Source organism: Donghicola tyrosinivorans (assembly GCF_003003355.1).
Taxonomy (GTDB): Bacteria; Pseudomonadota; Alphaproteobacteria; order Rhodobacterales; family Rhodobacteraceae; genus Donghicola; species Donghicola tyrosinivorans.
Map to the genome: position 1 here is coordinate 22,306 of NZ_PVTQ01000001.1, position 19,669 is coordinate 41,974.

Below are 19,669 nucleotides of genomic sequence, written 5' to 3' on the forward strand. Positions count from 1 at the left end.
CAACCCTATTGATTGGTTGCTACCAGATAACCGATGCCTGCCGCAACGATCAGACCCAGCACCACGGCAATGGCGATTTTCCATGCCGAGTACGGACGTTCGCCTTGCACGCGGCCCGTGCGGCCATTGACCACAAAGCGGTAGGTTTTGCCTTGGTACTTGTAGGCAGCCACCCAGACCGGCAGTAGAACGTGCTTGAAGGTGGTGTCCCAGACCTTGGTGTCCATCTTGGCGATGCGCTGGCGGTCGCCGCCGATATCAGCTTTCACGTCACGCTCGATCACGCGGGACATCTTGACCCGCGCATCTTCAAACGCCTCTTCCAGCGGTACTGTGTAGCCCTCGGCGCGGAAGCCGGCCAGATATTCGGGGGTGTAGGGTTCAAGCCCCGACAGATCCCATGGCTCTAGCGCCTCGGTGAAATTGCGGGGCAGGGATTGCGAGCCAAGCACAAGCACATCGTCAAAGAACCGCGCCACGCGCCCCGAGGCAGGGGTCCAGCGGACCTTTTGCACCTGCCGCGTCTTCCGCTCGCCATTCGACATGTAGCTTTGGGTCTCATAGTAGACCGTGCCGCGCATCCCTGAATAGGCTGTCTGGGTTTGGGAATCGAAGGTCCAGTAGGGCACATAGATGCCCTGCATCTTGCGGCCCTTGCGGGCGTATTGCTGTAGCTTGTTCGGCGCGAACCACAGCTTGCCAAGCCAGCGGTTCATGGCATCCCGCGCGGCGTCCTCATTCAGGGCAAAGGGCAGCAGGGCCTTGGGCTTGATATGCCGGTGAGTGCCCGTATCGATGACCACGGGCGTCGCGCAGAAGGGGCATTCTTTGGAATGCACATCCGCATCGAATTCCACCTGCGCCCCGCAATTGGGGCAGCCGACAACGCGGGTGTCTTCAAACTCTGCTTGGGGCAGTTCGCGGGCCAGCGCCTCTTCAAAGTTCAACTCGCGCAGGGCAGGAGCATGTGCTTCGTCCACCATGGGGCGCGAATGGCCGCAGTGGTCACACAAAAGCTGTCCCGATGAGGGCGAGAACCGCATGTCCGAGCCGCATTGTTCACAGGGAAAACGATGTTCTTCGATACTCATTCAGGTCTCCGGCCGTGCGGATAACCTGTGGCGGTGTTTCGGGTCGAGATTGTCAGAAGGCCGCAACAGGTCATATTCAAAAACTTGGGTCATAAATTGGTTTGCAAGAAAGTCGGTCTGCGTCGCCAGCCTACTGCACGATTTTATCCACAGGCAATGCCCAGATGCACCAGATTTGCGAAAGGGCGCGACATTCAGCGCGCCCTTGTCAGAAAATCACAGCATATGGGATCAGGCACCCGGCGGGGGCGGCGGCGGAGGCGGGGGCATGACGGTGAACAGTTGCGCCAGCTCTATCACGTCCTCGGCCCGTTTCCAGCCGTCCTGACCGGCGGTCCAGACCAACGTGTCACGGGTTAGGCCACCCTCTTGGGCCATACGTCCCAGCCGCGCCTTCGAGAACGGTCCTTGCGTCGCGCCGTTTTCGGCGATGTGCCAGACGTGTTCTGCGGGCGGCGGCGGCGGTGCAACAGGGGCTGCCTGCGGGGCAGGGGCGGCGCCCCAAGGACCGGAACGCGGCTGCATGGTCATGCCGCCCATCGCCATCCCCATTCCCGCGCCCATGCCAGCCCCCATCGAGGCCGCAAAAGCGCTGTCACCTGCCGACATGCTCTCGGCGGCATTGAACTTCACATAGTCGTCCAGATTGCCGACGATCCCCATCGAAGACCGCTTGTCCAGCGCCTTCTCGACCGCTTCGGGCAGCGAGATGTTTTCGACATAGAACTCGGGCATCTCAAGGCCGTATTCCGCCAGCGTGGGCGAGACCTGCGCCACGATCACCTTGCCCAGATCGCCGGTATTGGCCGCCATATCCAGCACGGGAATATTGCTGGCCGCCAGCGCCTGCGAGGCGCGGCTGACGATGATGTTGCGGATCTGGTAGCTGATCTCGTCGGCGGTGAATTCGCCATCGGTGCCCACGATCTCGGACATGAAGCGGGCCGGATCGGTGACGCGGATTGCATAGGTGCCAAAGGCCCGCAGACGCACGGGGCCGAATTCGGGATCGCGCACCATGATCGGGTTCTTGGTCCCCCACTTCAGATCGGTAAAGCGGGTGGTGTTGACGTAGTAGATCTCGGACTTGAAGGGCGACTGGAACCCGTGATCCCAATGCTGCAACGTGGTCAGGATCGGCATGTTGTTCGTTTCCAGCATGTAAAGGCCGGGGGTGAACACATCGGCCAGCTGACCTTCGTGGACGAAGACGGCGGATTGCCCTTCGCGCACAGTCAGCTTGGCACCGTATTTGATCGCGTGGCCCTCACGCTCGAAGCGCCAAACCATCGTGTCGCGGGTGTCAACAACCCAGTGGATGACGTCGATGAACTCGCCTTTGAGGAAATCGAAGATACCCATAAAATCCTTCCTGAAATTATCGTCCGTTAAGATCGGACACGATCTTGTTCACGATTGGCAATGCCTCTTGTCGGGTCATCCCCGGCTTCAGGCGCCGATCGTATAGAATTTGCAGCAATTGTTCATCATGTTTGGTCAGCAAGGCAAATTCTTCGTCGTCGTTGAAGATCGACGGGCGTGCCGTAAAGCTGTCATTGGGCAGGCCCATCGCCTGTGCCATTTCTTCATGGATACAGGATTGGCGCAGTAGGCCGGGGTTCTCGGCCCGGATCACCACAAGCGTCTTGCCGATATAGGGCGAGCCTTTGGATTTTGGAAACGTGATCGCCAGACACAACTGGTTGCGCGGCATTGCCTGTACGGTGGACAGGGTGAAGGGATCAATCTCGGGGATTGCCGCTTGCATGGCCTGAGCATAAGCGGCGCGATCTTCTTCTGCGATGAACAACAGGAAGAAATTTGCATTATCACGCGTGCCCATTCGAACGGGGTGGCCGCTGGCTTTGGTCAGTTGCTGGGTCATGGCCTGCACGTTGCGGCGGGCCGCGTCCCTTTGGCTTGGCGGGACCGAGGCGCTGAAGACCGTGAATGCGTTGATTGGATCGCTCCAGCGCTTGAGCACTGAGGGCGCATTCACCGAGACCAGTTGCCGCCCCGACGAGATGTATTCGCTATGCAAGGCGATCCGGTCGAAATCCCGTACCAGATCGCGGCTGCTATAGGTCATGTCTGGGCCAGAGGCAGCAGTGCGCAACTTGCCTTGTTTCAACAGACGCTGTTGCAGCATCGCATAGTAGCGGCGCAGGCCATTCCCTTTATGCGTTGCCGCTTTGTAAGGCGGGTTCGGATCGGGGAGGCTGGCCTTTTGCTGTTCGGTAATGTTGCGGGCGGGCTGGCTGACCTGCACGGTCGGAAATGTCACCGGTGCGCTACACCCCCCGATGACTGCAAGCAGTCCCAGCACGAGGGGCAATTTAAACGGGGCGAAAGTGATCAGTCGTCGTGTGCAGGTCAGAGCTGTTCTCCCAAAGATTACTGCGGCGGAACGGCAGTTGCTGCCGTGTCACCCAGACCGGTCTTGCGCGCTTTGGCGGATGCCAGCGTGTCGCGCAGTTCGGCCTCCATCTTTTTCAGATCGCTTTCGGCAGCGGCGCGCTTGGCTTTGCCTTCGTCAGCGATTTGCAGGCTTTCCTGAATGGTGGCGATAAGGTCCGCGTTGGCGGTTTTGATCGCTTCGATGTCGAAGACACCGCGTTCCATCTCTTCGCGGACCTTGCGGTTGGTCTCGCGCAGGTTGGCCGCATTTGCGGTCAGAAGCTCGTTGGTCAGATCATTCGCGCCACGGATCGCGGCGGCAGCTTCGGCGCTGCGCTGGATGGTGACCGCCTGCGCCAGTTGGGTTTCCCACAGCGGCACGGTGTTCACGAGGGTCGAGTTGATCTTGGTGACCAGCGATTTGTCGTTTTCCTGCACAAGACGGATCGAGGGCAGCGACTGCATCGTCACCTGACGGGTCAGCTTCAGATCGTGGACGCGGCGTTCCAGATCGTCACGGGCGGCACGCAGGTCACGCAATTCCTGCGCACGCAGGATCTGGTCGTTTTCGGCTGCGGCCTGAACCTCGGCCTCTTTGGCGGGGATGGTTTCGGTGTCCAGCTCGGCCAACTTGGCCTCACCCGCCGCGATGTAGAGCGCCAGTTCGTCGTAGAATTCCAGCGTCTTGGTGTACAGCAGGTCCAGCGCCTTGATGTCTTTCAGCAGCTTGTGCTCATGACCCAAGAGGTTTTCGGTGATGTTGTCGATCTGGTCCTGAACGGTCTCATAGCGGGCGGCGAATTTCGCGGCGGGCGCGGCGCGGCCGATCAGCTTTTCCCACCAGCTACGGTCGCGGCGCAGGTCCAATTCGCTGATCGAGAAGCCACGGATCGTGGTGACGATGTCGCGCAGGCTGTCACCGGCGGGACCGACGTCCTTGTTGCGGACGCCTTCCAGCATCGATTGGGAAATCGTCTGCAATTCCGCCTGCGCAGCAGAGCCGAACGAGACGATCGAGTTGGTGTCGCTCATGTCCAGTTCGGCCATGCGCTTGGTGATGTCTTCTTTCGAGACGCCTACGGCGTTGTCCAAAATGACCAATTCCTTCTTAGGCTCTGGCAGGTGGGTCTGTGCGACCGCGATCACTTCCTGCGTTTGCTGAGCGGCTTGTTCTGCGGCCTTGGGGCCTGTCATAGCAGACATGAATCACTTCCCTCTTAAAAATTGTAGTACTTTTGAACAGTTATTCGATATCCCTGACCCCTTCGCGGGCCAGACGATCACGCAACACGCCGATTTCAATATCGAGGTCTTCTTTGTCATTCGTCAGAAGCTTTTGCGTCCTTGACGCAAAGTTACGCTCCAGATCATCCAGCAGGGTCATGAAATCATGCCGTGCGGCATCCGTCGGCGCACGGTCGTGCAACTCGGCGTATTTGATCGTCGCGTCACGGGCCCCCAGCAGATAGACGCCCAGATACTTGCGCACAGAGGTCAGATCGCGCGGATCGTTCTCAACCGTGCGGAACAGATCGCGGGCAGTGCCTGCGAAACCGGCCACGCGGGCCTCAAGCTGGCGGTCGCGGGTCATCGCGGCAGCCTCCGCCATCGCGGCCAGATGCTTTTCCGCTTCTTCCACGGCGCGGGCGACGCGGTCGGTCTGGTAGGTGTCCACGCCCTCGGCGCTTTTGTTGGTCAGGGGGTCAAAGCCGAAGGCCAGACTGTGCAGCACGGTGCCTGCCACGAAGTAGATCGCGGCGGAGAGGGGATCGAAGGCGCTGGCCGTAGAGGCAATCGCCAGCCCAAGCCCTGTCAGGACCGAGCCGAACATCTTACGCGGAATCGCAGGGCGGCGGGCAATGCGACGGGCGTCATAGGCCTCATGGGCGCGGATGCCTTCGCGGGTCAGCCACGCGGCCAAAATAAGCAGGCCGAACGCGCTTAGCTTTGTGGCCATGACAGTGGCCCCGTCCCCGAAAGCGCGGATCGCCAGCGGCAGGGGGGCAAAGAACAGCAGGTTGCTGCGCATCCCGATCTTGGAGCGTTTGACCCGCTTGAACGCTTGGCCGTTGCCTTGCGCGGGCGGCGGTGTATCGGGGGCTGCATCAGGGCTGTAGGCCCCGCCATAGCGTTGCGCCATCACACGCCCCCTGTGATCGAGACGTACATAATCAAAGCAAACAGCAGCGCGAAGGCCACTTTCTGCAAGGCCGTTCCGGACATCCGGTTCCTCCGTTCAGTCAGTCACACAAGCGCACGTTTCCCGCGCGCCCGGAATTCGGTTTTCGGGCGCTGCCCGCTTGTGGCAGTCCCTTATTGATGCGGGTAAAATCGGCAACATGCTGGCCTGAAGCAGCAGCAAAGGCCAACCTCAGGCTGGCCCGAGTGGGCGCCACGACGTCATCGTCCAGATCGTTGAGCGACGGGATAGGGCTGATCTTTTTCACAGCCTTTAAGATAAGAATGCTGCCGCCAGTAAAAAAGGCCAAGGGCGGTAAAATGGCAGTACCTTCCAGAATACCTGACCCTGCCCCCCTTTGCATAAGGGGGGAGATCAACCACATCAAAGCCGGAAGAAATGCCAGAAAAACAAGGCCTGCCGCGTTTTGCAGCGAATACAGCGTGCTGAATGGATCAGAGCTGACAAACCCGAACGGCATCGTACCCTCGTAACGAAACAATACGGGGCAGTGATACCGCAAAGCGTGCGGAAAAGATACGAAAGACGTGCTTAACTAGGCTTTCTGCGGCGTCTTTGCACCTTGGGGCCGGGTTTTGCGGGCGTTTGTTCTTCTTCCGCAGGCATTCCAAGCTGATCACGTAGAACGCGGCCGCGGATTTCCTGCACTTCGCCGGATTTCAGCTGTCCCAATTGGAAGGGACCGTAGCTGATCCGGATCAGGCGGTTCACCGTCAGGCCGATGGCCGACATGGCGCGGCGAATCTCTCGGTTCTTGCCTTCGCGCAGGCCCACGGTGACCCATGCATTGGCCCCTTGCTGGCGATCAAAGTTCACGACCATCGGCTGGAAGCTTTCGCCTTCGACAGTGATCCCTTGGCGCAGGGGTTCCAGCGTCTTGTCCTCAACCGTGCCTTTGACGCGCACGCGGTATTTGCGCAGCCATCCGGTCGAGGGCAGTTCTAGTTTGCGCTTCAGCGCGCCGTCGTTGGTCAACAGCAGCAGACCTTCGGAGTTCAGGTCAAGGCGGCCCACAGACATCACACGAGGCAGTTCCTCGGGCAGCTTGTCGTAGATCGTCTCGCGGCCCTTTTCGTCCTTGTTCGTGGTCACAAGGCCGGTGGGCTTGTGATAGAGCCACAGACGCGCAGGTTCGGGCGCATCCAGCGGTTTGCCATCCACGGCGATGCGGTCCTTTCCGGTGACGTTTAGGGCAGGGCTGTCGATGACGCTGCCGTTGACCGAGACCTTGCCCTCAAGGATCAGCTTTTCCGCTTCGCGGCGCGAGGCAACACCGGCGCGGGCCAGCACCTTGGCGATACGCTCGCCCTTGGTGGGGTCCACAGGCGCGGCATCAACCGGCTTGGGGCCGGTTGATGGGCGCGGTTTGCCCATGGGGCGGCCAGCAGGGCGGCCATTGGGGCGGTTCGGGCGGCGCGACGGATCGCTATTGGGTGTCTTGCGGGTCATGGCGGCCAATTATCCGAAGGTTGAGGATTGCGAAAGAGGCAAAGCCGGTGCAAGCCATATCCTATGACATTCCGTTCGCATATGGATATCGCCTTGTCAGAGGCCCGTGCCGCCGCAGATCGCGGCGAAGTGCCTGTTGGTGCAGTCATTCTGCGCGGAGGCGAGGTGATTGCGCAAGCGGGCAATCGCACCCGCGAGCTCTGTGACCCTACCGCACACGCCGAAGTGTTGGCCATCCGCGCCGCCTGCACCGCACTGGGGCAGGAGCGGCTGACGGGCTGTGATCTCTACGTCACGCTAGAGCCTTGCCCCATGTGCGCAGCGGCAATCAGCAACGCACGGATATCGCGATTGTACTACGGCGCGGGTGATCCGAAATCCGGCGGCGTCGCGCAGGGGCCGAGGGTGTTCAGTCATCCCCAATGCCACCACGTTCCCGAGATTTACGAGGGGATCAGCGAGGGGCCGTCTGCCGCGCTTTTGCAGGCGTTTTTTGCGCGATTGCGAGATTGATCGGGCGTCTGTGCGCTTTGCGTGCGGCGGTTGCCTCCGGCGGAGGTATTTTTGCCAAGATGAAAGAGCGGTCTCTATGGGGTGTTCAGGCCGATCCGCTGGAGGGCGGCGTCGAGGGGGCCTAAGTCTGAGATCTCGAGCCGGACGGGCAGGGTCAGCACCTGTCTGCGGAAGCTGTCAGGCAGGCGGACCGCATCTTTTTCCGTTGTGACAAGTTGCGCGCCTGCCGCACGGGCATCGCTTTGCAGGCGTTGCATCAGGGCGGGGGTGAGTTCTTGATGATCCGAGAGGGCTTCGGTGTGGATCAGCGGTGCGCCGAGGGCGCGGAGGGTTGCGAAGAACTTCTCCGGATGCCCGATACCCGCGAAGGCCAGTAGCGGCATCAGGGACCAGTCCATGCCGGTGGCGAGGGGCTTGAGCTCTCCGGTCAGGTGGGGCGTGGTGATCTGTTGCGACCAGCGCTGGGCGAACTGGGTCTGCGCTTTCGGGGTGCCGATCGAGAGGGTCAGGTCGGCCCGTTTCATGCCTTGTGAGACCGGCTCGCGCAGGGGGCCTGCGGGCAGGCAGCGGCCGTTGCCGAAGCCTTTGTCTGCATCGACGGTGATGATCGACAGGTCCTTGTGCAGGTCCGGATTTTGCAGCCCGTCATCCATCAGGATTACATCTGCGCCTGCTTTGACCGCCAGATCGGCGGCGGCTTTGCGGTCGGGGCTGACGTGGACGGGGAGGAATGCGGCTAGCAAGAGAGGCTCGTCCCCGACATCGCTGGCGCGGTCTTTGCGCGGGTCGACCGTGGTGGGAGCCGTGACCGAGCCGCCATAGCCGCGGCTGATCGCGTGGGGTGTGTGTCCCGCCGCGATCAGATGTTGGGCCAGTGCGATAGTGGTCGGGGTTTTGCCTGTGCCGCCTGCATTGACGTTTCCGATGCAGATGACCGGAATGCCCGGTTTATAGCCGCTGGAGGATGCGATGCGGCGGGCGGTGGCGTGGCCGTAAAGGGCGCCGAGAGGGGCCAGAAGGCGGGCTTGCCAGCCCGGGTGGTCGGGGGCGTTGTACCAGAAGGCAGGGGGCTGCATCAGGAAAAGACCTTTTCGTCCAGTTGCTCCTGCAGGATTTCAAGGACCTTGTCGGTGACCTCGGCCCCGCGCGAGGCCACGTCCCATGCCGCATGGGCCTGCGCGGCTGCTTTGTCCGGTGCCAGAAGCAATTGCAACCCTTGCGCCAGCGAACTGGCATCTTTGACGATGCGCGCGCCGCCTGCGTTTACCAGCCGCCCGTAGCTGTCCAGATAGTGTCCTACATTGGGGCCATAGAGCACTGCCGAGCCCAAGGTAGCGGGCGCGAAAGGGTCCTTGCCGCCGAAGCCAGGGATGAGCGAGCTTCCCATGAAGCTAATCGGGGCAAGTCGGAACCACAAGCCCATCTCATCGGGGGTGTCAATCACGACGATCTGGATGTCTTCGCTGAGTGTGTCGCCGGTGGACCGAAGCGCCACGCGCCAGCCTTGATTGCCAAGGATGGTGGCCAGATCACCACCGCGTTCGGGCTCGGAAGGGGCGATGACGCAGAGCAGTCGGTGGGAATAGCGGCCCATTTGGCGGTGGGCCTCGACCACCATCGGGTCTTCGCCGGGGGTTGTGTAGGCGGCCAGCCAGAGGGGTCGGCCAGCCAGCTGGTTCCGCAAGGTTTCAAGCACGCGCGCGTTTGCCGATGGGGTGGTGCTGCCTTCCTCCAGTCGCCCGAGGGGCAATGACGGGGGCAGTCCAGGGCGCAGGCGGTCAATGCGGCGGGCCGAGGGGCCGTCGCGGCAGATAATATGTTGAAAGCATGATCCCATGGCGCGATCTACATTGCGGGCCAGTCGGAACCCCGGCGGGTCCAGATCGCTGCCGCGTACATTGACAAGGGTCATCGGCACGCCAGCCTTTGACATGGTCCAGTAGAGCAAGGGTCTGAGAGGGCGGCCGCAGATCAGGGCCAGATCGGGACGAAAATGGTCCAGAAAGGCCTGTACTTGGGCCCGTTTGTCGGGGGGCGGTGCCTCGACCAGCACGCCCTTGGGGGGCGGCGAGGGCAGCGAGAGCCCTTCGTGCAAGGTCAGCAGGATGGATGGCATCGGATCAAGGACGCTGAGGCGTTGCAGCAGGTGCAGCGCCGCCTCTAGGTCCAGCGCGGAAGCCGCGTGAAGCCACAAGAGCGGCCCCTCGGGGCGCGGTTGCCAATGCAGATCGGGCAGGATGCGCCGGCCCGGACGCAAGCCCGCAAGCACGGACAGCGCTATGGAGCGGCGCAGACCCAAGGGTTATCCGAGCTCTTCGGTGGAAGAAGCTGCCATCTCTTCGTCGCGCAGCCGGTGCAGGTGGGCGATGAAATAGCGGGTGTGGGCGTTGTCGACCGTGCGCTGCGCTTCGGCTTTCCACGCATCATAGGCGGCTTTGTAGTTCGGGAAGATGCCAACGATATGGATGTCGTTTACATCCTTGAACTGGGTTTTCGACGGATCGACGAGTTCGCCGCCAAAGACAAGGTGCAGGCGTTGGGCCATGGGGGTCTCCGCGTGGTGAGCAGTAGGGATGTGAGGCGCACCCTACGGAATTGTTGCATAGGGTCAAGGAGCGGGCGGTGTTTCTGGTATGCTTGGGGCGGGACAGGGGATCGGCTAGCGCATTTGTGCCGATTGTTGGGTTGGGGGCTCTGCCCCCTCTTGGGCCGGTGGCCCAATTCACCCCCGAGGTATTTGCGTCAAGATGAAGGGGCTAGCGCAGGGCGCCGCGGATTGCCGAGTGGAGTGTGGGGTTTGCTGCGATGACGCCGTCGCTGGCGGGGTCCGGTGCGTTGAAGCGGATCGGGGCGCCCCGTTGGTCGGTGACTGTCGCGCCTGCTTCGGCGGCGATGAGGGTGCCAGCGGCGATATCCCATTCCCATGCGTCTCTGAGGGTCAGCATGGCGTCATAGCGTCCCTCGGCCACAAGGCACATGCGATAGGCCAGTGATGGGCGGTGATGGCGTGTGATGCGGGGCAGGCTGCGCCAGTGTTGCGCCTCCATATTTGGGCGGGTGGCCAGAACATGGGCATCGGTGAGGCCCTGTCGCTGGGACGTTTCCATGAGCGTGCCGTCTTTTGTGGCCCCGCTGCCCAATGTGGCCCCGTAGAGGCGATCGCGGACCGGCAGGAAGACGGCGGCGGCAATGACCTTTCCCTCTTCGGCGATGGCGAGAGAGTGGGACCAGGTTTCCTGCCCCTCGATGAAGCTGCGGGTGCCATCGATGGGATCGACGATGAAAACTCTTTTAGTGGCGAGGCGGGCGGTGTCGTCTTCGGTCTCTTCCGAGAGCCAGCCGTAGTCGGGGCGTGCGGCGGTCAGATACTCGCGCAGCATGGTGTCGACCTCTAGGTCGGCCTCGGTCACGGGGCCGGCGTCGCCCGGTTTGTGCCAGACCTGCGGCGCATTTCGGAAGTGGCGCAGGGCGATTTCGCCCGCGCGGTAGGCCGCATCGGTCAGCAAGGCGAGGTCAGTGGCGTAGTTAGTCTCAGGCACCGGCAATCGTCAGTCCTTCGACCCGCAAGGACGGGACCACACGGCTGAGCCACGGGCGGATGTCATTGGCGGGGGTGACGGTCATCAGCATATCTCGCAGGTTGCCTGCGAGGGTGCATTCGTTGACGGGATAGGTGATCTCGCCGTTCTCGACCCAGAAGCCTGAGGCACCGCGGGAATAGTCGCCCGTGGTCGGGTTGATCGAGGCGCCAATGAGCGAGGTAATCAAAAGGCCGGTGCCCATTTCCGCGATCATCTGGTCGCGGGTGATGGTGCCGGGGGTCATCGAAAGGTTGGTGACGGTGGGCGAGGGGCCGCCGCCGGTGCTGCGGGCGGCGCTGGCGGTTGAGGGCATGCCCAGTTTGCGACCCGTGGCCAGATCCAGTGTCCAACCGGTCAGTACACCGTTTTCCACGATGTTGCGCGCACGGGTCGGCAGACCTTCGGCATCGAAGGGGCGTGATCCTTGGGTGCGTAGGCGCAGGGGGTCTTCGGTCAGGGTGATGCTCTCGGGCAGGACCTGCTTGCCAAGGGCATCCATCAGCCAGCTAGAGCCGCGGGCGATCATGCTGCCGTTGGCGGCGGCCAGAAGGTGGCCGATCAGGCCTGAGGAGATACGTTCGTCATAGATCACCGGAAAGGCACCGGTGGGGGGCTTGCGGGATTTCAGGCGCTCGGTCGCGCGCTGGCCTGCAAGGGTGCCGATCTCTTCTGGGGTGCGCAGGTCGGACTGGAAGACGCGGCTGTCGCCGTCGTAGTCCCGTTCCATCCCTAGGCCCTCGCCAGCGATGGCGACGCAACTGGTGCTGCGCGAGGTGCGGGTGTAGCCGCCTGAAAAGCCGTTGGTTCCGGCCAGCCAGATATGGCGGGCGCCGTAGCTGGCCCCTGCGGCCTGTACCTGACTAACGCCGCTTTGCGCCAAGGCCGCGGCCTCAGCGCGGCGGGCGTCTTCTTGCAGTTCGGCAGGCGAAGGTTCGGGCGCGTCATCCCACAGCTCAAGCGCGGCGGCGTCCCAATCGGTGGCCAGCTGGCTTGGGTCGGCAAGGCCGATGTAGGGGTCCTCGGGGGCCTCTTTCGCCATGGCGACGGCGCGGGCGGCAAGGGTTTCGATGGTGTTGGTGCTGGTGTCGGAGGCCGAGACATTGGCCTGACGCTGACCGACCAGAACCCGCAGGCCCAGATCGGTGGCCTCAGAGCGTTCGGCCTGCTCAAGTTTGCCCTGACGCACATCTATGTCGATGGCACTGCCCGAAACGGCCATAGCGTCGGCAGCGTCCGCGCCAGCGCGGCGGGCGGCCTCAAGCAGCTGTTGGGTCAGGGATTCAAGCCGTTGCGTCATAGGGTGCCTCCGAATGTTCCTGTCAGAGGTAGCCTTCCGTCATGGCGCTTGCAAGCCGCGCGCCGCAAGAAGAGGCGCACGGCATCAGGTTTGTGGTTAACGAATGCGCTGTCCGTTGGCGCGGACCTGACCTTCGTCGTTCACTTGCAGGGTCGAGCGCAGGATGTCCTCGCCCTCAACCACGGTGAACATGCCCATCATCATGCGGGCACCCATCAGTTGTTCCTGCGGGACCAGACCGATCTGGACCAGCTTTTCCAGCAGGGCGTTCAGACCTTCGCCGCGCAGGCTGATCTCGCCCGAGGGGCGGGGCATGCCGTCAAAGGTGGTTGTGTCGCTGTTGTCGAAGGTAAAGGCCCCTTCGCCGGTGATTTGCGCCCCAGCAGCTTTGATCAGCAGTTCGGTCAGGGTGAGGCTGTTCATCTCGGCGGGCGGGTTTTCAGGATCGAAGTTGGTTTCGATATTCTCAAGGTAGGCTTGATCAAAGACCGGCTCCATCATGGTGCCGGTGCCCTTCAGGCCGATAGCGATGGTTGCCGGATCGCGGGGCAGGGCCGCGCCGGGGTCAAACATGCTCCAGAGGACATCGGGCATGGTGAAATCGCGCAGACCGAAGCCGAGGGTGAAATCCTGTTCCTCTTCGGCGGGCAGCACTGGCATCGCCAGATTGAAGTCAAAGCCCTTGGCGACGAACTCTAGCGGCAGGGGGAAGGGGGCGAACTGGGCGCGGATCACCGGATCATAGGTGTTGGTTCCGATGCGGAAGCCGCCTGCGTCAACGTCTACCACATCGGCGCTGCCTGCAGTTTCGATTGTGACAACGCCCGCGTCTTCGCCTTTTACGTCAAAGGTATAAGTCGCTGCGCCGATCGTGGTCTTGGCATGGGCCTCGCCCCCGTTTGCGACCATGTTGTAAAGATCGCCGCTGCTGGCCGGAGCCAAGGCCATCCGCTGGTTGCCGTCATAGGTCAGACTGGCCACGGTGCCGTTGAATGCCAGCGCATTGCCGGTGCCCTCTTCGGCGAAGTTGGCGGTGATATTCGTGGCGCCGGTGATGACCTTTGAGGTGATCTCGACCATGTCGCCGTCAATCTTGGAGGTGCTGGTGCCTTCAAGGTTGGACATCGTCATATCGAAGGCGGCTGTGACGCCTTGCTCGGCCTCGGGCAGTTTCACATCCAGTAGCCCCACCGAAACAGCGGCGGCGGTATAGTCGTAGGTGATCTCAGACGGATCACCGCTGGCCAGCATCGACAGGCCATTCTGGCGCACGAAGAAATCGATGTCGGTCTCAGAGCGCTGGCCCTCTTCCTCGAAGGTGGCGATGATGTGGCCCAGATATTCTTCGGCAGTGGTGATAGTTACCGTGCCATTGCCGTTGGCCCGCATGGTGATCTGCGGCACTTCGATGGACAGGGTGCTGCTGTCGTCCTGCATCACCACGACCAGATCGCTGAGAACCAGCGTGTCGCCATCCAAAGTCTCGTCGCCGATGGTGTACGAGTCATAGGTTGCGGAAAGCTGCTCTTGCCAGTCGGCCCAAAGGTCCTGCGGCGTAACATCCGCCCAAGCAGCAGAGGAAAACGTTACTGCGGCAATGGCTGTTGTCGTCAGAAAGCGGGGTATCATAATGGGCCTTTCTGGTTTTATGGTCGGCGCAAGACTCAGCCTGCGCGACGTGTGAGGTCAAGGCTGGAATTCACCACATGACTTAATCGTGCTTTGGCGCGGTTCAACGATAAACGAGGGGGCGATATGACGGATGTTGCGGGAAAAACGGTGCTGATCACGGGCGCAAGCCGTGGGATCGGCGCGGCGGCGGCAAGAGTTTTTGCGGATGCAGGCGCGAATGTGGTTCTGGTGGCCCGCAACCGCGAGGCCGTTGCCGAACTGGCAGGCCAGATCGGTGAACAGGCTTTGGCAGTGCCTTGTGACGTTAGCCGTTATTGGGAAGTCGAGGCTGCGGTGCAGGCAGCGGTGAACACCTTTGGCGGGCTGGATGTGGTTGTCGGCAACGCCGGTATCATTGACCCGATCGGCGCCATGGATGCAGTGCAGCCTGATGCTTGGGGGCATTTGATCGATGTGAACGTGAAAGGCGTCTTCAACGGATTTCATGCTGCATTGCCGGTGATGAAGGCCCGCGGAGGCGGCTCGTTCCTGACTGTCAGTTCAGGTGCGGCCCATCGTCCCGTGGAAGGGTGGAGCGCCTACTGCGCCTCAAAGGCGGCGGTGGCGATGCTGACACGCTCGCTTGATCTTGAGAACCGCAGCGCAGGGATTCGGGCCATTGGCCTGTCGCCCGGCACCGTCGCCACGGACATGCAGCGCGAGATCAAGGCCAGCGGCGTCGGGCCGGTGGCGCAGCTGGAGTGGTCCGACCATATTCCCGCAGAATGGCCTGCGAAATGTCTTCTGTGGATGTGCGGGCCTGAGGCCGATCCATGGTTGGGCGAAGAAATATCACTAAGGGAAGCGGAAATCCGTATGAAGGTGGGTTTGGTATGATCGAGGTTTCTATCGAAGGCAGCCTGCACCGCATCACGATCAATCGTCCTGACAAGGCGAACTCTCTGACCAAAGCGATGCTGGTCGAGTTGGCCGAAGCGTTTGAAGCCGCCCGCAAGGCGCGGGCAGTGATCCTGACGGGGACCGGCAAGGTCTTTAGCGCAGGCGCCGATCTGGACGAGGCGCGGGCCGGTCTGGCGATTGATCCGGTCTGGGAGCGCCTGTCGGCAGCGGTGTCGGTTTGTGAGGGCATGACCATTGCGGCCCTCAATGGCACACTTGCGGGGGGCGCGATGGGTATGGCTTTGGCCTGCGATGTGCGACTGGCGGTGCCTGCGGCCAAGTTCTTTTACCCCGTGATGAAGCTGGGGTTCCTGCCGCAGCCCAGTGATCCGGGCCGGATGGCCGCCTTGATCGGTCCCGCCCGCACCAAGTTGATCCTGATGGGCGGAGCGAAGGTTTTGGCAGAAGAGGCGTTGTCTTTTGGTCTGGTTGATCGGTTGGTCGAAGCAGAGGGGCTGTTGGCTGAGGCCGAGGCATTGGTGGCCGACTGTTTGGCGGCCCGCCCTGAGATTGTCGCAGGCATCAAGGGCTTGTGCCGTGGGTAATTGCCTCCGGCGGAGGTATTTTTGCCAAGATGAAATAGGGGCGCCTTGGACGTTTCTTTCGGGGCGCTTTTTGCTGGCGGGGCCGCAAATCAAGGCGGTGTGTTCGGTTGAGGCGCGACTGGCGCTTGCGGGCAGGGCCGTGGGGCGGTAAAGCCCAAGGAAACGCGAAAGTAGGACGGAGATCGCCCCATGTCGATTGACACAGGCACCGCTGCGAAAGTGGCGAAACTGGCCCGGATCAAGGTCGAGGATGACCAGCTGCCCGCGCTGGCCGAAGAGTTCAACCGCATTCTGGGCTTTATCGAACAGCTCTCCGAAGTGGACGTGGATGGCGTTGAGCCGATGACCTCGGTCACTCCCCAGCGCCTGAAGCGCCGTGAGGATGTGGTGACTGACGGCGGCTATCAGGACAAGGTTCTGTCGAACGCCCCTGACGCCCGCGAAGGCTTTTTCGCTGTTCCGAAAGTGGTGGAATAATCATGAGCGATCTGAACAAACTGACGCTGGCCGAAGCCCGTGATGCCCTGCGCAAGGGCGATGTGACCTCGGTCGAGTTGACCGAGGCGTGCCTTGCCGCGATTGATGGGGCCGATGCCCTGAACGCCTATGTGCACAAGACCCCCGAGATCGCGCTGGAGCGGGCGAAAGCCGCAGATGCGCGTCTGAAGGAAGGCGATGCACCGGATATGTGCGGTCTGCCGATCGGCATGAAAGACCTGTTCTGCACCAAAGGCGTCGCCAGTCAGGCGGCCAGTGGCATTCTGGAAGGGTTCACCCCCGAATATGAATCCACCGTCAGCCAGAAGCTGCAGGATGCAGGCGCGGTGATGCTGGGTAAGCTGAACATGGACGAGTTTGCTATGGGCAGCTCGAACGAAAGCTCGGTTTATGGTGATGCGATCAACCCGTGGAAGGTGGATGAGCGGAACCTGACACCCGGTGGCTCATCTGGTGGCTCGGCGACGGCTGTGGCGGCGGACCTGTGTCTGGCGGCGACCGGCACCGATACGGGCGGTTCGATCCGCCAGCCTGCGGCCTTTACCGGCACTGTGGGCATCAAGCCGACCTATGGGCGTTGTTCGCGTTGGGGCATCATTGCCTATGCAAGCTCGCTGGATCAGGCGGGCCCGATGACCAAGACCGTGCGCGATGCGGCGATCATGCTGGAGGCTATGGCTGGCCACGATATGAAGGATTCGACCAGTGCCGATCTGGCGGTTCCGAACTTTGAGGCCATGCTGACCGGCGATATTCGCGGCAAGGTCATTGGCGTGCCGAAAGAATACCGCCCCGAAGGGCTGCCCGAAGAGATTGGCAAGCTATGGGACGACGGCGCGGCCATGCTGAAAGATGCGGGCGCCGAAGTGCGCGAGATCAGCCTGCCGCACACCAAATACGCGCTGCCTGCCTATTATGTGATCGCGCCAGCGGAAGCCTCGTCGAACCTCGCGCGATATGATGGCGTGCGCTATGGCCACCGTGCCAAGCTGGGGGCCGGTGATGGCATTAACGAGATGTACGAGAAGACTCGTGCCGAAGGCTTTGGCGATGAGGTGAAGCGCCGGATCATGGTCGGCACCTATGTGCTGTCGGCAGGCTTTTATGACGCCTACTATAACCGTGCCCGTAAGGTGCGCACGCTGATCAAGAAAGACTTCAGCGATGCGTTCGATGCAGGTGTGGATGCGATCCTGACCCCTGCGACCCCTTCGGCGGCGTTCGGTTTGGGTGAGATGTCGGATGCCGATCCGGTCCAGATGTACCTGAACGACGTGTTCACCATTACCGTGAACATGGCAGGTCTGCCGGGTATCACCGTACCTGCGGGTCTGAGCAGTCAGGGTCTGCCGCTGGGTCTGCAGCTGATCGGTCGTCCTTGGGAAGAAGGTGATCTGCTGAATACCGCTTATGCTCTGGAGCAAGCGGCTGGCTTTGTCGCAAAACCGGCAAAGTGGTGGTAACAGACCATTAGGTCTGAACGGAGAATGTCCATGATGGTGCGTCGCACTGGGTTTATTATTCTGGCTTTTGCAGGGTTGGCAGCGTGTGGGCCGGACCTGCCCGAAAGCGGGCCGGGCTATAACAGCTATGATCCCTATCGTGCACCGGGCACCAGTGCAGTCATTCCGACAGCGCCGGTGATCTCGTCCGAAGTTCTGGACCTGAGCGGGTCGCAGCCGCGCGTGACCTCGGTTGCGCCAACCCCTGCGCCCGTTCCGACCACGTCTTTCGATGCCGCATCGGTTGAAACCCGCAGCGTTGTGGGCTCGCCCCGCAATGTGCTGGACCTGCGCGATCAGGCCAATGAGGCGATCAACACCGCCAATCTGGCTGGTCGGAACTCGGGGGCGGTGCCGGTTCAGGCCAGCCCATCCAACCCTGCGCCCGCGATCACGGTGACCCCCGGCGCGAACCCTCAGCTGTCTGACGAGAATGACTTCAAAGCGGTCAGCAGTGAACGCACCATTCAGGACGACAAAGCCCTGCTGGAGCGGAACCGCTCGCTCTATACAGTTGTTCAGCCCGGCGAGTTACCGCCGCGCCCCGATGGCTCGCCCAATATCGTGGGTTACGCCCTGAAGACGAACAATCCTGTTGGCCGTCCGATGTACAAGCGCAGCAGTTTCCGCGCCGAGACGAAATATGCGCGGGCGTGCGGTAGCTATGCCTCGCCTGATCTGGCGCAAGCGGCGTTTTTGGCGTCCGGCGGTCCGATCAAGGACAAGCTGGGGGTTGACCCCGATGGCGATGGTTTTGCCTGCACTTGGGACCCGACGCCGTTCCGGCGCGCGGTCCAGAACTGAGCCGGTCTCCTAATCACGGCCCCCGACGGGGGGATGTGCAGCCCCACATGATCGTGCTGCACTACACTGTGTTGGACCTTGAGGCCTCGCTCGATCGGTTGTGCGATCCCGAGGCCGAAGTCTCTGCCCATTATGTTATTTGTCCTAAGGGGAGTGTCATTCCTTTGGTGGATGAAGCACGCCGTGCGTGGCACGCGGGGGCAGGGCGGTGGGGCGATGTGACTGACGTCAATTCGCGCTCGATCGGGGTCGAGTTGGTGAATGACGGTTACAGCCCCTTTCCGGCGCCACAGATGGCGGCTCTGGTCGATCTGATGCGGGGGATCCGCAGCCGTTGGGCCATTCCCGATCACCACATTATCGGACATTCGGACATGGCGCCGGATCGCAAAGCCGATCCCGGGCGGCGCTTTGACTGGCGTGCCTTGGCGTTGCAGGGGCAGGGGGTGTGGCCGCAGATCACAGGTTGTGTGCCTGACGCGGACGCCCACCGCTTCGCAGAAGCGGCGCGGGCCTTTGGCTATACTACTGATGTGGGGCAGCACGTGCTGCTAGATGCGGTGCGTCAGCGGTTCCGTCCGTGGGCCTATGGGCCTCTGGATGGGGTAGATTGCGCCTTGATCGAAAATCTTGCCAAGCGGTTTCCCGTTGACCGCCACCCCGCCACATCATAAATCGCCCCTGCGCGGAGGGCTGGATGGCCGCGGAAGGCGTCAGCCTTGCGAGGAAAGTCCGGACTCCACAAGGCAATGGTGCCGGGTAACGCCCGGCCGGGGCAACCCGAGGGAAAGCGCCACAGAGAACAGACCGCCCCGTTCTTCGGGGTAAGGGTGAAACGGCGGTGTAAGAGACCACCGGGGGGCTGGTAACAGACCCCGCATGGCAAGCCCCACCAGGAGCAATGCCGAATAGGGATCCCGCGCGGCGCGACCGCAGGGTATGACTTGGCCCAGGGATCCGGGTTGGCAGCTAGAGGTCCGCAGGTAACTGCGGGTCAAGATGAATGGTCATCCAGAGCGCATCTGCGCTTGGACAGAATCCGGCTTACAGGCCCTCCGCGCATAGGTTTCCAAAGGGCAAAATCCTTCGCCGAAGGATTTTTCTCAGCACGATTTTCGGCGAAAATCGTGCGCCCCTGAGGGATCAGCGAAAGAGTTGCAAATAAACGCTGGTTCTCTTGGGAATCTTATTGACTCTTCCCCGTGCGTCCGTAAAAGGCGG

The 19,669-nt window shown here is 61.8% G+C and carries 20 protein-coding genes and 1 other RNA gene; 8 read left to right on the forward strand and 13 right to left on the reverse strand.

The window, feature by feature from the left end; all coding sequences use genetic code 11:
* Nucleotides 1–5 precede the first annotated feature (5 nt).
* The 7 genes from CLV74_RS00095 to CLV74_RS00125 all read right to left on the reverse strand — a co-directional run bounded on the left by CLV74_RS00095 (nt 6) and on the right by CLV74_RS00125 (nt 7,137).
* Nucleotides 6–1,091, reverse strand: coding sequence for a TFIIB-type zinc finger domain-containing protein (locus CLV74_RS00095; protein ID WP_106262184.1), 1,086 nt, complete (start codon nt 1,089–1,091; stop codon nt 6–8).
* Between the two features lie 231 nt (nt 1,092–1,322).
* Nucleotides 1,323–2,453, reverse strand: a complete 1,131-nt coding sequence (locus CLV74_RS00100) for an SPFH domain-containing protein (protein ID WP_106262185.1) — start codon at nt 2,451–2,453, stop codon at nt 1,323–1,325.
* 16 nt (nt 2,454–2,469) lie between these two features.
* Nucleotides 2,470–3,375, reverse strand: coding sequence for a DUF2927 domain-containing protein (locus tag CLV74_RS00105; protein ID WP_106262186.1), 906 nt, complete (start codon nt 3,373–3,375; stop codon nt 2,470–2,472).
* A 110-nt stretch (nt 3,376–3,485) separates the two neighbouring features.
* Nucleotides 3,486–4,691: a toxic anion resistance protein gene (locus CLV74_RS00110; RefSeq protein WP_211298992.1), complete on the reverse strand. Its 1,206-nt coding sequence runs from the start codon at nt 4,689–4,691 to the stop codon at nt 3,486–3,488.
* A 40-nt stretch (nt 4,692–4,731) separates the two neighbouring features.
* Entirely contained in the window at nt 4,732–5,628 is an 897-nt protein-coding gene (locus CLV74_RS00115) for a 5-bromo-4-chloroindolyl phosphate hydrolysis family protein (protein WP_106262187.1), read from the reverse strand.
* 100 nt (nt 5,629–5,728) lie between these two features.
* A complete protein-coding gene (locus CLV74_RS00120; protein WP_106262188.1) occupies nt 5,729–6,148 on the reverse strand; it encodes a hypothetical protein in 420 nt (139 codons plus the stop codon).
* 71 nt (nt 6,149–6,219) lie between these two features.
* Nucleotides 6,220–7,137 carry a pseudouridine synthase gene (locus tag CLV74_RS00125; protein WP_106262189.1) on the reverse strand — a complete coding sequence of 306 codons (918 nt, stop codon included), beginning with the start codon at nt 7,135–7,137 and terminating at the stop codon, nt 6,220–6,222.
* Between the two features lie 63 nt (nt 7,138–7,200).
* Between CLV74_RS00125 and CLV74_RS00130 the strand changes: the two genes are divergently transcribed.
* Complete coding sequence (locus CLV74_RS00130; protein WP_106262190.1) at nt 7,201–7,650, forward strand: nucleoside deaminase; 450 nt, start codon at nt 7,201–7,203, stop codon at nt 7,648–7,650.
* A 74-nt stretch (nt 7,651–7,724) separates the two neighbouring features.
* Here CLV74_RS00130 and lpxK read toward each other — a convergent pair whose 3' ends face one another.
* From lpxK to CLV74_RS00160, 6 genes are all read right to left on the reverse strand, one after another.
* Nucleotides 7,725–8,726 (reverse strand): tetraacyldisaccharide 4'-kinase, encoded by a 1,002-nt coding sequence (gene lpxK, locus CLV74_RS00135; protein WP_106262191.1) that lies wholly within the window; start codon nt 8,724–8,726, stop codon nt 7,725–7,727.
* Nucleotides 8,726–9,949, reverse strand: a complete 1,224-nt coding sequence (locus tag CLV74_RS00140) for a 3-deoxy-D-manno-octulosonic acid transferase (protein WP_106262192.1) — start codon at nt 9,947–9,949, stop codon at nt 8,726–8,728. Before CLV74_RS00140 ends, lpxK begins: the two co-directional genes overlap by 1 nt.
* A 3-nt stretch (nt 9,950–9,952) precedes the next feature.
* A complete protein-coding gene (locus tag CLV74_RS00145; RefSeq protein WP_106262193.1) occupies nt 9,953–10,195 on the reverse strand; it encodes a DUF4170 domain-containing protein in 243 nt (80 codons plus the stop codon).
* 211 nt (nt 10,196–10,406) lie between these two features.
* Complete coding sequence (locus tag CLV74_RS00150; RefSeq protein WP_106262600.1) at nt 10,407–11,189, reverse strand: 3'(2'),5'-bisphosphate nucleotidase CysQ; 783 nt, start codon at nt 11,187–11,189, stop codon at nt 10,407–10,409.
* Entirely contained in the window at nt 11,182–12,528 is a 1,347-nt protein-coding gene (locus CLV74_RS00155; RefSeq protein ID WP_106262194.1) for a TldD/PmbA family protein, read from the reverse strand. The genes CLV74_RS00150 and CLV74_RS00155 overlap by 8 nt, the downstream gene beginning before the upstream one ends.
* A gap of 96 nt (nt 12,529–12,624) precedes the next feature.
* Complete coding sequence (locus tag CLV74_RS00160) at nt 12,625–14,157, reverse strand: DUF2125 domain-containing protein (protein WP_106262195.1); 1,533 nt, start codon at nt 14,155–14,157, stop codon at nt 12,625–12,627.
* 126 nt (nt 14,158–14,283) lie between these two features.
* Here CLV74_RS00160 and CLV74_RS00165 point away from each other — a divergent pair, with 126 nt between their 5' ends.
* The 7 genes from CLV74_RS00165 (at nt 14,284) to rnpB (ending at nt 19,511) form a co-directional block, all read left to right on the forward strand.
* The gene (locus CLV74_RS00165; RefSeq protein ID WP_106262196.1) at nt 14,284–15,036 is read left to right on the forward strand and encodes an SDR family oxidoreductase; all 753 of its coding nucleotides are present in this window, start codon (nt 14,284–14,286) and stop codon (nt 15,034–15,036) included.
* Entirely contained in the window at nt 15,033–15,644 is a 612-nt protein-coding gene (locus CLV74_RS00170; RefSeq protein WP_106262197.1) for an enoyl-CoA hydratase/isomerase family protein, read from the forward strand. The genes CLV74_RS00165 and CLV74_RS00170 overlap by 4 nt, the downstream gene beginning before the upstream one ends.
* 189 nt (nt 15,645–15,833) lie before the next feature.
* A complete protein-coding gene (gene gatC / locus CLV74_RS00175) occupies nt 15,834–16,121 on the forward strand; it encodes an Asp-tRNA(Asn)/Glu-tRNA(Gln) amidotransferase subunit GatC (RefSeq protein ID WP_106262198.1) in 288 nt (95 codons plus the stop codon).
* A 2-nt stretch (nt 16,122–16,123) separates the two neighbouring features.
* Nucleotides 16,124–17,605, forward strand: coding sequence for an Asp-tRNA(Asn)/Glu-tRNA(Gln) amidotransferase subunit GatA (gene gatA / locus CLV74_RS00180; protein ID WP_106262199.1), 1,482 nt, complete (start codon nt 16,124–16,126; stop codon nt 17,603–17,605).
* Between the two features lie 30 nt (nt 17,606–17,635).
* On the forward strand, nt 17,636–18,448 hold the full coding sequence (locus CLV74_RS00185; RefSeq protein ID WP_245888409.1) for a hypothetical protein: 813 nt from the start codon (nt 17,636–17,638) through the stop codon (nt 18,446–18,448).
* On the forward strand, nt 18,445–19,122 hold the full coding sequence (locus CLV74_RS00190; RefSeq protein ID WP_483863845.1) for an N-acetylmuramoyl-L-alanine amidase: 678 nt from the start codon (nt 18,445–18,447) through the stop codon (nt 19,120–19,122). The genes CLV74_RS00185 and CLV74_RS00190 overlap by 4 nt, the downstream gene beginning before the upstream one ends.
* An 11-nt stretch (nt 19,123–19,133) precedes the next feature.
* Nucleotides 19,134–19,511, forward strand: an RNA gene (gene rnpB / locus CLV74_RS00195) — RNase P RNA component class A.
* Nucleotides 19,512–19,669: the final 158 nt, after the last annotated feature.